This is a genomic window from Amycolatopsis jejuensis (genome assembly GCF_000717335.1).
Classification (GTDB): Bacteria; Actinomycetota; Actinomycetes; order Mycobacteriales; family Pseudonocardiaceae; genus Amycolatopsis; species Amycolatopsis jejuensis.
Genome location: NZ_JNYZ01000024.1, coordinates 39806 through 52793 on the forward strand (window position 1 = coordinate 39806; position 12988 = coordinate 52793).

The window sequence follows — 12988 nt, forward strand, 5'->3', positions numbered from 1 at the left end:
ACTACGTCGGCTTCCCAATCACGGGGGTAATCGTAGGGATCACGCCCTTCTGCAGCGGAATTCCCTGCTGCTGTGTGTCCCTCATCCGCGGGATCGCCAGGCGTGGGCCCGCCGGTAGCCGCGATTTCCCCGGGGGGTGACCCGTCGGCGGGCCCGGCCTCCCCAGCGGACGCCGCATTCGCAGCCGAGGCTGCCCCGGCCTCCCCAGCGGACGCAGCTCCCCCAGCGGGTCCAGCCGCAGCGGGTCCAGCTTCCCCGGCGGGCGCAGTTTCCCCAGCGGGGCCAGCGCGTCCAGCAAGTCCAGGCGCGGCGGGTCCAGCTTCCCCAGCGGGGCCAGCGCGTCCAGGCGCGGCGGGTCCAGCTTCCCCAACGGGTCCAGCGCGTCCAGCAAGTCCAGCCGCAGCAGGTCCAGCTTCCCCAGCGGGGCCAGCGCGTCCAGCAAGTCCAGCCGCAGCAGGTCCAGCTGCTTCCCCCGGAGACGCAGCTTCCCCCGCGGAGCCAGTTTCCCTTGCCCGCCAAGCTTCCCCGGTGCGAGCAGCTTCGCCGGGTGCAGACTCTTCGCCGGGCGTGCGGGGTTCGTCGGGCATGGGTCAGTCCCTCGGATCGTCCGGGTCGAGGCCGTGCAGGGGGAAGATCGCCCGGCGGGTGTCGCGGATCGCGATGTCCACCGGGTCGTCCGCGTCGTCGCCCCAGGGTTTGAACGTCGTGTCCTTCTCGTCGGTCATCGCCCGCGGCAGGTCGGCGGCCGGGGCGGCGCGGGTGACCGTGGAGACCCAGCCGGGCGGGAGTGGCGTTTCCGGCGGGACGTCGCGGTCCAGGACCGTCGCGATCAGGTGCGTCCACGAGCGCGGCACCACCCGGATCAGCTGGTATCCCCCGCCGCCCACCGCGAGCCAGCGGCCCTCGGCGTAGCGCTCGGCGAGGTCGCGGAGGGTCGCGTAGATCGTGCGATGCCCGTCGACCGACAGGGACATGTCCGCCATCGGGTCTTCCTCGTGCGAGTCCACCCCGCATTGAGTGACCAGCAGCTGCGGCCGGAACTGCTCCAGCACCGACGGCACCACCGCGTGAAACGCCCGCAGCCACCCCGGATCCCGCGTGTGCGGCGGCAACGGGACGTTGATCGCGGTACCGGCGGCGTCGCCCGTGCCGATTTCCGCGGAGTAGCCGGTGCCGGGCCAAAGCGTGAACGGGTGCTGGTGCATCGAGACGGTGAGCACGCGAGGGTCGTCGTAGAAGGCGGTCTGGACGCCGTCGCCGTGGTGGACGTCGGTGTCGAGGTAGGCGATGCGGTCGAAACCGTGGTCGAGCAGCCAGGAGATGGCGACGGCACAGTCGTTGTAGATGCAGAAACCGGACGCGTGATCGCGCATCGCGTGGTGCAGTCCGCCCGCGATGTTGACCGCGCGCTGCGCCTCGCCGTCGGCGATCTTGCGCGCGGCGAGCAAGGTGGACCCGACGACCAGCGCGGTCGCGTCGTGCATTCCGGAGAAAATCGGATTGTCGTCGGTCCCGAGCCCATGCCCGACATCCCAGCCGACCATCGGCGCCTCCCGAACCGCGGCCAGGTACTCGGGCGCGTGCACGCGCAGCAGCTCCTCGTCCCCGGCCGCTGTGGGCACCAGCAAGTCGACCCCGTCGAGCACGCCGAGCTCCGTCGCGAGCCGCACGGTGAGATCGAGGCGGACGGGGTTGAACGGATGGTCGCCGCCCAGGTCGTACTTCAGCAGCGAGGCATCCCAGACAACTGCAGGCGAGGACATGTACCGCACTGTACTGTCCCACCACGGCCCGAGCCGGGTTCTGCGCGAGGGCCTCGGTCAGCGGGTCCAGACCGAACCGCGCGCCTGATACTCGAGCATGCTTTCGACACCCGCGGCCGCGTCGGAGCCGAGTTCGCGGTTCACCAGCCACAGGCCCAGGTCGAGACCACTCGTGATGCCCCCGGCCGTGACCAGGGAACCGTCGTCGACGACCCGCGCGTTCTTCAGCACCCCGCCTTGCTCGACGAGCGTGTCGATGGCGCGGTGGTGCGTCGTACAAGGACGTCCGCGCACCAAACCGGCAGCGCCGAGCACGATGCTGCCCGTACAGACCGAGGCCAAGGTCAGGCCTTCGCGCGCAGACGCGGCCAGCGCATCCGGCAGCACGCGACGGTCGATCTCCGCCCAGATCCCCGGCCCCTGCCGACGCCCGTAACCGCCGCCCGGGACGACGAGGATGTCGGCCTCGTCCGGCGACCAGCCGTGCTCGACCTCCACCTTCGTCCCGTACGACGCTCGCACGACGCCCGGCCCGTCGACGCGGACGTACGACACCTCGGTGCCCCGCTCCGAGTGCATGCCCGCGGCCGAGAACACCTCATACGGACCCGTGAAGTCCTGCTCCTCCACACCGTCGAACAGCACGACCTGCACCCGCAGCGCCTCGCCCATGAATACCTCTTCTCTATGCAAAAGATCTTCCACCGGAGAAGTCGGCGTTCGACGGCCGAAAGTTCCGGGACGGCCTCAGCCGCGCTCCGGACCCGTGGCCGCGGGCCGCTCCGGGTCACGCGACCAGTGCGACCACGACCCCGCGTACAACGCGGCCGGCTCCGGATGCCCCGCCACTTCGAGCGCAAGCACGACCGACGACGCCGTGACGCCCGACCCGCAGTACGCCCCCACCGGGGTGCCCTCGGCCAGCCCCAGCGACGTGAACCGCTCCGCAAGCTCGGACGGCAACCGCCAGCGTCCGTCTGCACCGGCGTGCTCGGACGACGGCGCGCTGACCGCTCCCGGGATGTGCCCCGCCCGCGGGTCGACCGGCTCGGTGTCGCCGGTGTAGCGGACGTGCGCCCGCGCGTCGAACAGCACCCCTTCGCGCGCGAGCGCGGCCGCGTCGTCCGCGGACAGCACCGGCATGCCGCCCGGCCGGACCTCGATGTCACCCGGCTCCGGCGAAGGCACCTCGGTGCTCACGTCCCGGCCTTCGGCCAGCCACGCTGCGTAACCGCCGTCGAGCACCGCCACCTCCGCGTGCCCCGCCCAGCGCACCAGCCACCAGGCGCGGGCCGCGACGGAGCCGTCCGCGTCGTCGTACACGACCGCCGGACGGTCCGCCCGCACCCCGGCTTTCCGCAGCTCACGCTGAAGAACCGCAGGCTCGGGCAGCGGATGGCGGCCACCCTCGCCGGGTGGCGCGGCCAGCGCCGTGTCGAGGTCGACGAACACCGCGCCGGGCAGGTGCCCGTCCCGGTAGGACTCCCATCCGGGCGGTCCGCCGAGCCGCCAGCGGACGTCCAGCACGACGGGACGCTCACGGTCGGGGAACGCGGCGAGCCCAGCAGGCGAGATCAACGGTCGCATGGCCTCCATCCTGCAGGTCCGGTGGCGGTTCACACACCCGGCCCGGACTTTTCGCCGCGGCCGGGTCGTTACGCCGAGGCGAGCCGTCGCTGTCGGGGCCAGCGACTACGATGAGCTACGCGGACGAAGGGGACAGCGTGAACGATCTCATCGACACCACCGAGATGTACTTGCGTACGATCTACGAGCTCGAAGAGGAAGGTGTCGTCCCGCTGCGGGCCCGGATCGCGGAGCGCCTGCAGCAGAGCGGGCCCACCGTGAGCCAGACCGTGGCCCGGATGGAACGCGACGGCCTGGTCGTCGTCGCGGACGACCGGCACCTGCAGCTGACCGACCACGGCCACGAGCTCGCCATCGCGGTCATGCGCAAGCACCGCCTGGCCGAGCGCCTCCTCGTCGACGTGATCGGCCTGGAGTGGGAGCACGTCCACAACGAGGCGTGCCGCTGGGAACACGTGATGAGCGAGGCCGTCGAGCGCAAGCTCGTGAAGCTGCTCGACCACCCCACCACGTCGCCGTACGGCAACCCGATCCCCGGCCTCGACAAGCTCGGCGACGGAGACCCCGCGCCGCGTGCCGAGGCCGACCTGATCCGGCTCGACGAGTTCGCCCGCACGGGCGGCGGCGACGTGGAGATCCGCCGGATCGCCGAGCACGTGCAGCTCGACGAGTCGCTGCTCACCGAGCTCAAGTCGGTCGGGATCGTGCCCGGCGGGATCGTCACGGTCGGCAAGGCGGTCGGCGGCAGCGCCACCGTCGAGGTGAAGGGCACCGAAGGTTCGGCGCAGGTGTCCACCGCGGCCCTGCACGCCGTGCTGGCCCTCGCCAAGTGACCCCGGCGACCGCCGCGGCCGGCGCGTTCCGGGACGTCCACGGGCGGGCCCCGGCAGGCGTGTGGTCCGCGCCGGGCCGGGTGAATCTGATCGGCGAGCACACGGACTACAACGACGGTTTCGTGCTGCCCTTCGCACTGCCGCACCGGCTCGCCGCAGCCGCGTCGCCGCGCAGGGACGGCAAGCTCCGGGTCGCCACCCTCGGCGACGACGGACGGCTGCAGCACTCCGGTCTCCTCGACATCGCCGCGCTCGAGCCCGGTTCGGTCGAGGGCTGGGCCGCGTATCCCGCCGGGGTGGCGTGGGTGCTGCGCGACCAGGGTTTCGCGGATGGCGCCGACGTGGTCATCGCCGGCGACGTGCCGTCCGGGGCCGGGCTGTCCTCCTCTCATGCGCTCGAATGCGCGGTGTCGCTGGCTTTGCTCGGAGTGGCCGGGGTGGAGCTCGACGACGGCGCCGCGACCACCCCGGGACGTCCGCAGATCGCACGCTGGGTGCAGCGTTCGGAAAACGACTTCGTCGGCGCCCCCACCGGGTTGCTCGACCAGACGGCCTCGCTGTGCTGCGAAGACTCCCGGGTGCTGTTCCTCGACGTGCGCTCGGGCGAGATGGAGCAGGTGCCGTTCCCGCTCGCCGACGCCGGGCTCCGGGTGTTGATCATGGACACCCGCACCAGGCATTCCCACGCCGACGGCGGCTACGGCGAACGGCGGCGTGGCACCGAGCGCGCTGCCGAATTGCTCGGCGTGAAGGCGCTGCGTGATGTGACGCCGGACGGCCTCGGCGAAGCCCTCTCGCAGCTGCCCGGCGATCTGGCGCCGCTGGTGCGGCACGTGGTCACCGAGAACCAGCGGGTGCTCGACGTGGTCGCGTTGCTGCGCGAGCGGAAACTCGCCGACATCGGGCCGTACCTCGACGGGTCGCACGTGAGCATGCGCGACGACTACCGCATTTCCACGCCGGAGCTCGATCTCGCGGTCGAGTCCGCCCGCTCGGCCGGCGCGCTGGGTGCGCGGATGACCGGCGGCGGGTTCGGCGGCTCGGCGATCGCGCTGGTGCGCGACGGCGACCTGGACGCCGTCCGGGCCGGGGTCGAAACCGCTTGCGAGCGGGCCGGGTTCCGCCGTCCGCGGATGTTCACCGCGGTGCCGTCGCGCGGCGCCGGACGCGACGCGGTCTGACCTCCGGAGCAACCCCCGGAGGGTCCGTCGCGTCGCACTGAGGGGAGACTGTGCCGCACAGTCACCACCCCTCAGGAGAAAGGCCACGACGTGACGGACCAGCAGAGCCCCCTGAAACTGATCGTGACGGGCGGCGCGGGGTACGTGGGCAGCGTGTGCGCCGCGCGGCTCATCGAAGCGGGTCACGAGGTCACGGTCGTGGACGACCTCTCCACCGGGCACGCGGACGCCGTGCACCCGCAGGCGCGCTTCATCGAAGGCGACGCCGCTGACGTGGCTGACCGTATTCTCGGCGAGGGTTTCGACGGAGTGCTGCACTTTGCGGCGAAGTCGCTGGTGGGCGAGTCGATGGCCGATCCGGCGAAGTACTGGGAAGGCAACGTGGTGACTTCCCTGCGGCTGCTGGAGGCCATGAAGGCCAACGGCACCCCGCGCCTGGTCTTCTCGTCGACCGCCGCGACGTACGGCGAGCCTGACGAGTCGCCGATCCCGGAGACCGCGCCAACGCAGCCCACCAACACCTACGGTGCCACGAAACTCGCCATCGACCACGCCATCACCAGCTTCGCGCGTGCTCACGGCCTGGCCGCGGTCAGCCTGCGCTACTTCAACGTGGCCGGTGCGTACGACGCGTACGGCGAACGGCACACCACCGAAACTCATCTCATTCCTCTCGTTCTCCAGGTCGCCACCGGCGACCGCGAGCACATCTCCATCTACGGCGACGACTACCCGACGCCCGACAAGACCGCGATCCGCGACTACATCCACGTGGTCGACCTCGCCGACGCCCACCTGCTCGCCCTGCGCCACGCCACCGCGGGCGAGCACCGCATCTACAACCTCGGCAGTGGCACCGGGTTCTCGGTGCTGGAGGTGGTGGAGTCGTGCCGCCGGGTGACCGGGCACCCCATTCCCGCTGTGGTGGCTCCACGGCGCGCGGGTGACCCGTCGGTGCTCGTGGCGTCGAGCCAGAAGGCAGGCGAGGACCTCGGGTGGAAGCCCGAGCGGACCGACCTCGACGGCATCGTCTCGGATGCTTGGCAGTTCACGCGGTCACGTCACGCCTGACGTTCGAGGCGGGGTCCGTTCGGGGGTTGTCGTCTTCGGGTGGGTACCGGCGGCTGGGTTTCTCTTCGAGGTGCCGCCGGGTCTCGATCGGCTCGGGGGAGGCTCCGGGGCGCCCTCGTTGCCGGTCTTCGCAGCAGCCCGGGCCTCGCTGGTCGGTTCCCCCGCTGCAGAACCTCCGTTGGTTTCGGGGTGGTTCGGCACCGGTCCGGCTTTCACTCGACGCGGGTTGGCGACGGTGCCGCCGTGCGGTGGCGGCGTAAGGCCGAGGTCGGCTTGCGTGGCGGCGTCGGCGAGGCCGGTCAGCCTGGCCGGGTCCATTCCGGCGTTCCAGGCGGCGTGGAGCAACTGGGCCACCATCAGGTCGGGATCGGCTTCGAGTGCGTTGGCCAGTGCCATGCCCGCGAACGCTCCCTCGCCGCGCATGAGGGCGACGTAGCCCAGCAGGCAGGCTGCGACGGACCGGTGCGGCGGCGGCAGTTCACGGACAAGGGTGAGCCACAGTTCCTCGGCCTCGCGGGCGAGCGGGGCGTCCGCGGGAACGGCGGTGGCCAGGCAGGCATCCCGGATCGGGTCGAACGACAACGCATGCGCGAGCCGGACGGCCTGCTCGTCGTCAGGCGGGCCCGCTCCCCTGCGTTGCCGGACGAAGGCATCGCGGACCTCTCTTGCCGCAGCGCGGAGTACTTCGCCCTGCGTTTTGGCGCTGCGCCACAACGGTTCCGGCGAGGATGTGAGCAGCGCAGCGCGGCGGACGATCGCGTCCGGTGAGCGGGGTTCGAGCAGCTCGGCGAGGTGTTCGCGGCTGGGGAAGACGATGAACCCGGCCTCCGTGGTCGCGGCCGCGAGGACGGTCTCCTTCGGATCGGGCAGGACGCCGATGCAGTCCGGTTCGCGGTAGCACGCCCAGGGCGACCCTGCCGTCACCTCGGACGTCCACAGTGGATGGAAGAGCCGGAGGCCGTTCTCGGCCAGTGCGCGGCCCAGTTCGCCGACGAATTCGGCATACGGCAGGCCATCCGAACCGGCCGCGCCGCCGACGACCACCACGGTGACGCCGACGTACTCCGGCGCGGTGAAGCGCGGGACGAGTGAATCTGCTTGCGCGGCACAAATTTCACGCGGCGGCAGGTCGGCACGCAGGATCATGCCCACCGTGGTGCCGGGCGAGCGGTGCCCGAGGAGGACGACGGACTCGGCGGGCCGGAACCCGAGCAGGTACGGGAGTGAGGCGATGAGGTCGGCCGGATTGCGGAGGGTGGCCCGGGTGCCGGGCTGGGTCGAGGTGGTCACGCCTCCACTGTGCGCCTGAATTCCGGGGAATGGGGTGGGCGGCGCAAATTTGTGGACAGGGCGGTGGGTTGTGGACAGTCCCGGGTTCGAGGAGCGACAGGCTCGGAAATTGTCGGGGGTGTGTGCATCGGCGCCGAGGGGAGGATTATGCATGACAGGCAAGGGGAAATGCCGACGGCGAAGGCAGATTTATCCACAAAGGACAGACGGATCCGGGCTCGGGTGCGGTTGATTCGACGGAGCCAGCAGATGGCGACTGCTACGTGACCTAGAGCGTTAAGAGATGGAATCAGGCGGCCAGAGCGCCAAAGCATGGTGGCCAACCACGCGACCCAAAGCGCCAAGGGACGGAACCAGGCAGCCAGAGCGCCAAAGCATGGTGGCCAACCACGCGACCCAAAGCGTCAAGGGACGGAACCAAGCGACCAGGGCACCAAAGCATGGTGGCCAACCAGGCAACCCAAAGCGCCAAGGGACGGAACCAGGCAGCCAGAGCACCAAAGCATGGAGGTCAACCAGGCAACCCAAAGCGTCGAAAGATGATGGCCGACTGGGCGACCCGGGGCATCAAGGGAGCAGGAACCGAGCTCCCGAGCACGAAAATCACAATCATCCACAAAGGACAGACGAGGCGAAAGCACAGCAGCAGATGGCGTGAGCAGAGCAGCACCGCCGGCGTCAAGGGACGCCAACCCCGGCGGCACTGCCCAAAGACCACGGGCAAGCAACCGGCCCGGCAGAGCGACCACGACCGGCCAAGGCAGCCGACCACCTCAACCGCAGTGTTCGAACGGGCTTTCGTAAGACGCCGATCCCACCGAGCCACCCCATTTCACGCACGTCGAGCCTGCGGTTTTCGTCACCGGACCCGCGTAGTACGTGTAGTTCCCCTGGTCCGTGGTGCGGGAAGCGCCTTGCACCTCCAGGAACGCCGACGTCGCGCTGGCCGTGCCAAGGGACGTCGCCTTCAGTGTCGCTGCGCAGTTGGCCTTCGACGAGGCGTTGTACAGCAGATACGCCGTACCCGCCGTGCCAAGGGACTGCTGGTCGATCACCGAGAACCCCGCGCCGCAGATTTCTGTGGCAGAATAGGGATTGCCGCCGCAGTTGTTCTTGCTCGTGAAGTCCTTCTTGCCATAATACGGCACCGCCACGCCGTTCAGCACCGCCTTCTGCACCGTGCCGTTCAGCCTCTGCTCGAAGTGCAGGTGCGGGCCGGTCACGCCGCCGGTTGCGCCTGCCTTGCCGATTTCCTTGCCCTGTCCCACGCTCTGGCCCACGGACACCTCCTGCTCGGACAGGTGCGCGTACCGCGTCCGCCAGCCGCCGCCGTGGTCGAGTTCGATCCAGCGGCCGTAGCTGGTGCTGCCCTCGTTCGCGACGCGCGTGACGGTGCCCGGCGCGGACGCGGTCACCGGCATGCCCGTGAGGCCGGATTTCTGGAAATCGACCGAGTTGGCCGGGTTGTGGCCGCTGAAGGTCGCCGCGGTCACCGTGACCCCGCACTTGAACGGGACCTGGAAGTTCGGCGCCGCGGACGCCGGGGCGGCGAACGGCAGGGCAGGCAGGGCAGGTAGGGCCAGCGTGGCAACGGCCACGGCGAGTCGTCTCAACCTGGGCATGAGGGCGCACCTCCGGAGGAAGAACCGGGAACGACACGACCCAGCCAAGCCCGAGCCAGTACATTTTCCGTACAAGCGGGAGGAAGCCATGACCACTGCAGCACAACGGCGGGTCGACGGCGCCGACGTCGTGCGCTGGGGCGTGATTGCCGTCCCGGTCCTGTTCACGATTCCGCAGGCGCGCCCCTGGACGTGGCCGCTCATCGCGCTGATCCTCGTGGCCTCCGTACCGGCGTTGTGGCTCACCCGCGAGTCGCAGCCGCGCTGGCTGATGCCCACGACCTTGCTCACGGTGGTCGCCGCCGCGGGCGCGCTCTGGGTGCTGCAGCCAGGCGCCTTGACGTCGACCTCGATGTTCGGCGCCACGTTCTACACCCTGCGCTTCGCCCGTCTGATCCCGTCCGCGATCGCCGTGGTGACGGCGTCGGCGGCTATCCTGACCTGGTCGTTCACCCACGAGGTCGACTGGCTGAACGCGCTCAGCCTCTTCGCGATCCTCGCCGTGATGATCCTGCTGGCCGCCAACCGGCGCGCCCGCGCGGAGCGGCTGGAGCAGACCGAGCTCGCGCTCGCCCGGGCCCAGACCGCCAACGAGGAGCACGCCCGCGCGGCAGCCCTCGCCGAACGCGCGCGCATCGCCCGCGAGCTGCACGACGTCCTCGCGCACTCCCTCGCCGGGCTGTCGCTCAATCTGCAGAGCACGCGTCTCATGCTGGTCCGAGATGGGGCAAGCGCCGACGCTGTCGCCCAGATCGAACGCGCGCAGAGGCTGGCGTCAGACGGTCTCGCCGAAGCACGCAAGGCCGTCGCCGCGCTGCGCGAAGACGCCGTTCCCCTCGCGCGCGCCGTTTCGGACCTCCTCGCGGCGTACCGGCTCGACACCGGCTCTCGCGCCGACCTGGTGATCGAAGGCGAACCGCGTGAACTCGACGCAGCAGTGGCCACCACGCTGGTCCGCGCCGTGCAGGAGGCGCTCGCCAACTCACGCAAGCACGGCGCAGGCGCCGCAGTCGACGTCGAGCTCACTTTCGCCGACAGCCAGGTCGACCTCGGCATCATCGACCGGCAGGGCCGCCGTCCGCCGCAACCGCCGTCGCCGGGATACGGTTTGCGGGGCATGGGCGAGCGGGTCGCGCTGCTGGACGGGAAGCTCGAAAGCGGCCCCGGGGAGGACGGATGGCGGATTCACCTGACAGTGCCGACGTGACGTTGCGCGTGGTGCTGGCCGACGACCAAGCCGTCGTCCGCGAAGGGCTGGTCACGCTGCTTGGGCTGCTCCCGGGCGTCGAGGTGGTCGGCGCCGCTGCGGATGGCGTCGAAGCGGTCGACCTCGTCGCCCGGCACCGGCCGGACGTGCTCCTCGTCGACCTGCGGATGCCGAACCGAGACGGCGTCGAGACCACGAAAATCGTCCGTGCGCAGCATCCGGGTACCGAAGTCGTCGTGCTCACCACATATGCCGACGACGATTCCCTGCTCGCCGCGCTCAAGGCCGGCGCCCGCGGATTTCTCACCAAGGACGCGGATGCCGAGGCCATCGTCCGCGCGCTTCGTTCCGCCGCCGCTGGCCAGTCCACAGTGGACGGTTCGTTGCAACAACGGCTGGTCGCCGCCGCAACGAGCCGTGCGCCCGTACGCACCAAGGAACTCGACAGCCTCACCGCACGCGAGGTCGACGTGCTACGGCTGATCGCGGCCGGGCTGTCGAACACGGAAATCGCGCGTACGCTGGTGGTCAGCGAAGCGACTGTGAAGACGCACGTCAATCACTTGTTTTCCAAGGCCGGGCTACGGGATCGCGCGCAGGCAGTCGCGCTCGCCTATCGTGCCGGGATTGCGGAGTAGAACGCCTCCTTCCCGCCCACGATCGGCAGCGTCACGGTGGTCCCGGTGAGATCGAGGGACAGTCCGGCGCCCGGCCGCGGCCGCAGCGTGTAGTCGTGGTCGCTGGACGCCAGCAGGAATTCCAGCCGGTGCCCGGCCGCGAGCACGTAGTCCTTCGGCATCAGCGAAACCTCGATGCGGAGCGGAATCCCCGGCCGGATCGGCGTGGTGACCGACGGCGACACCCGGTTCTGCGGATCGGTCCAGCCGCGGCTGATCACGTGCGAACTGCCGTCCGGGGCACGGTCGAGCAGCACCGCGGTCACGTTCGCGGCGGGCCGATCGAACGACAGCCGCAGGTCGGCCCGTGCAGTGCCGGAAAGCCGCACCGGCCCGGCAGCGGCCGAAGTGGTGTAGCGCAAGCGGTTTCCGGACGACGGTGCGTCCGCGAGCTGCTCGATCGTCTTCGACGCATCGTCGGCCAGCGACTCGACGTTCGGCCGCCCGGGCACTGGCTGCCGCGCGAGGGTCCCCTTCGCGCCGCCGCCCGGCCAGGGGTGCAGTTTGACGTCCGCGGTGCCCGGCGCGGGCCAGTCGGCCTCGTCCGTCCACGACTTGTCCTCACGCTGGATCGTCGCCTTGGGCTCGTGCTCGATGCCGTTGTCGACGCCGTAGAGGTAGTGCGACATCCACTTGTTCAGCGTGGTGAGCCAGACGTCCCGGCGCAGCGAAATCGGGTCGGTGTGACCGGATTGGTGCAGCCAGATCTTGTGCTCGACCCCGTGCGCCTTCAACGCCTCGTACCATGCGGCGACCTGGTCGGTCTTCACGTTCCAGTCGTTCAGCCCATGGACCGCGAGCACCGACGCCCGCACCTTGCCGACGTCATTGCGATAGTTCCGGACGTCCCAGAACGGGCTGTAATCCCCGGTCACGCGGTCCTGCGCGGCGGTGAGCCCGTCGATCACGGGACGGCAGATCTGCCGGTCCGCGCGCGTGTAGACGTACGAGGCGAGCACGTCGGCGTCCTCGCCCTGGAATCCGCCGGCCGCCACGACCGCGCCGTCGTTGCGGTAGTACTCATACCAACTGGAGATGGCCGCGATCGGCACGATCGTCTCCAGCCCCTCGACCCCGGTGCTCGCGACGGCATTGGGCAGCGTCCCGTTGTACGAGACTCCCATCATGCCGGTCTTGCCCGTGCTCCAGTTCGCGGCGACCGGCGCTCCGGCCGCGTTGTGCGCGGACGCGCGGCCGTTCAGCCAGTCGACAACGGAACGCGCGCCGATCGTCTCGTTCACATCGCCGGTCGTCGGACAGCCGGTTGACAACCCGGTCCCGAGCGATTCCCCATACACCACGGCAAATCCGCGCGCGGTGAAGTAGTCCTGGTAACCCCACCTGATCGGCGACGCGGCATGCGGACCAGGTACGTAGAGCTCGGTGTCGACGCCGTGATTCGCAACGTCGTTACCCCCGGCGAAGTACGGACTCGCCTCGTACACGACCGGTACCTTCATGCCTTGCTCCGTCGCGCGCGGACGGACGACCTGCGCGTGTACGACGTCTTCGCGACCGTCGTGATCACTGTCGACCGGCGCCGTGACCCACACGTCTTCGCGCACAATGTCGGCTGGGTCGAACGCTGGTTGCGCCTGGCCGTCAGTGAAGACCGGCGAAGGCGGCGAAGCAGCTTCGGCGACCGCAGGTACCGACAAGGTGACCACTGCGGCGAACACGGCAGCAACCCGAGCAGCAACTCCCACCAGAACCCCCAAGCCGGACGTAGCAGGCGAGCACGTCCGACACTTCCGGCA

Annotated in this window: 12 protein-coding genes; 5 read left to right on the top strand and 7 right to left on the bottom strand. The window is 70.1% G+C overall.

Going from position 1 to position 12988, the window contains the following annotated elements; genetic code table 11:
* Nucleotide 1 precedes the first annotated feature (1 nt).
* The 4 genes from OO71_RS51750 to OO71_RS30285 form a co-directional block, all read right to left on the bottom strand.
* Entirely contained in the window at nt 2–442 is a 441-nt protein-coding gene (locus OO71_RS51750) for a hypothetical protein (protein WP_051792463.1), read from the bottom strand.
* A 148-nt stretch (nt 443–590) separates the two neighbouring features.
* The gene (locus tag OO71_RS30275; protein WP_033293454.1) at nt 591–1763 is read right to left on the bottom strand and encodes an acetoin utilization protein AcuC; all 1173 of its coding nucleotides are present in this window, start codon (nt 1761–1763) and stop codon (nt 591–593) included.
* Nucleotides 1764–1820: 57 nt separating this feature from the next.
* Complete coding sequence (locus tag OO71_RS30280; RefSeq protein ID WP_084145391.1) at nt 1821–2435, bottom strand: DJ-1/PfpI family protein; 615 nt, start codon at nt 2433–2435, stop codon at nt 1821–1823.
* A 75-nt stretch (nt 2436–2510) separates the two neighbouring features.
* Nucleotides 2511–3350: a sulfurtransferase gene (locus OO71_RS30285; RefSeq protein ID WP_033293368.1), complete on the bottom strand. Its 840-nt coding sequence runs from the start codon at nt 3348–3350 to the stop codon at nt 2511–2513.
* Nucleotides 3351–3460: 110 nt separating this feature from the next.
* Here OO71_RS30285 and OO71_RS30290 point away from each other — a divergent pair, with 110 nt between their 5' ends.
* From OO71_RS30290 to galE, 3 genes are all read left to right on the top strand, one after another.
* Entirely contained in the window at nt 3461–4183 is a 723-nt protein-coding gene (locus OO71_RS30290) for an iron-dependent transcriptional repressor DtxR (protein WP_084145392.1), read from the top strand.
* Nucleotides 4180–5364 carry a galactokinase gene (gene galK / locus OO71_RS30295; protein WP_033293369.1) on the top strand — a complete coding sequence of 395 codons (1185 nt, stop codon included), beginning with the start codon at nt 4180–4182 and terminating at the stop codon, nt 5362–5364. Before OO71_RS30290 ends, galK begins: the two co-directional genes overlap by 4 nt.
* Before the next feature lie 90 nt (nt 5365–5454).
* Nucleotides 5455–6435: a UDP-glucose 4-epimerase GalE gene (galE, locus tag OO71_RS30300; RefSeq protein WP_033293370.1), complete on the top strand. Its 981-nt coding sequence runs from the start codon at nt 5455–5457 to the stop codon at nt 6433–6435.
* Here the strand turns inward: galE and OO71_RS30305 are convergent.
* The gene (locus tag OO71_RS30305) at nt 6421–7725 is read right to left on the bottom strand and encodes a DUF4192 domain-containing protein (protein ID WP_084145393.1); all 1305 of its coding nucleotides are present in this window, start codon (nt 7723–7725) and stop codon (nt 6421–6423) included. The two genes, galE and OO71_RS30305, sit on opposite strands and share 15 nt — an antisense overlap.
* A gap of 773 nt (nt 7726–8498) precedes the next feature.
* On the bottom strand, nt 8499–9347 hold the full coding sequence (locus OO71_RS30310) for a M23 family metallopeptidase (protein ID WP_033293371.1): 849 nt from the start codon (nt 9345–9347) through the stop codon (nt 8499–8501).
* A gap of 88 nt (nt 9348–9435) precedes the next feature.
* Between OO71_RS30310 and OO71_RS30315 the strand changes: the two genes are divergently transcribed.
* Both OO71_RS30315 and OO71_RS30320 read left to right on the top strand, forming a co-directional pair.
* Nucleotides 9436–10554 carry a sensor histidine kinase gene (locus OO71_RS30315; protein ID WP_051792464.1) on the top strand — a complete coding sequence of 373 codons (1119 nt, stop codon included), beginning with the start codon at nt 9436–9438 and terminating at the stop codon, nt 10552–10554.
* On the top strand, nt 10551–11192 hold the full coding sequence (locus tag OO71_RS30320; RefSeq protein WP_033293372.1) for a response regulator: 642 nt from the start codon (nt 10551–10553) through the stop codon (nt 11190–11192). Before OO71_RS30315 ends, OO71_RS30320 begins: the two co-directional genes overlap by 4 nt.
* Here the strand turns inward: OO71_RS30320 and OO71_RS30325 are convergent.
* Nucleotides 11168–12910 (bottom strand): Xaa-Pro dipeptidyl-peptidase, encoded by a 1743-nt coding sequence (locus OO71_RS30325; protein WP_245633826.1) that lies wholly within the window; start codon nt 12908–12910, stop codon nt 11168–11170. The two genes, OO71_RS30320 and OO71_RS30325, sit on opposite strands and share 25 nt — an antisense overlap.
* Nucleotides 12911–12988 lie beyond the last annotated feature (78 nt).

Excerpts from the sequence above, each read along its gene's own strand:
- OO71_RS30315 (WP_051792464.1), top strand. The coding sequence starts at position 9,436 with ATGACCACTGCAGCACAACGGCGGGTCGACGGCGCCGACGTCGTGCGC.
- OO71_RS30310 (WP_033293371.1), bottom strand. The coding sequence starts at position 9,347 with ATGCCCAGGTTGAGACGACTCGCCGTGGCCGTTGCCACGCTGGCCCTA.
- OO71_RS30290 (WP_084145392.1), top strand. The coding sequence starts at position 3,461 with ATGAGCTACGCGGACGAAGGGGACAGCGTGAACGATCTCATCGACACC.
- OO71_RS30280 (WP_084145391.1), bottom strand. The coding sequence starts at position 2,435 with ATGGGCGAGGCGCTGCGGGTGCAGGTCGTGCTGTTCGACGGTGTGGAG.
- OO71_RS30285 (WP_033293368.1), bottom strand. The coding sequence starts at position 3,350 with ATGCGACCGTTGATCTCGCCTGCTGGGCTCGCCGCGTTCCCCGACCGT.
- OO71_RS30275 (WP_033293454.1), bottom strand. The coding sequence starts at position 1,763 with ATGTCCTCGCCTGCAGTTGTCTGGGATGCCTCGCTGCTGAAGTACGAC.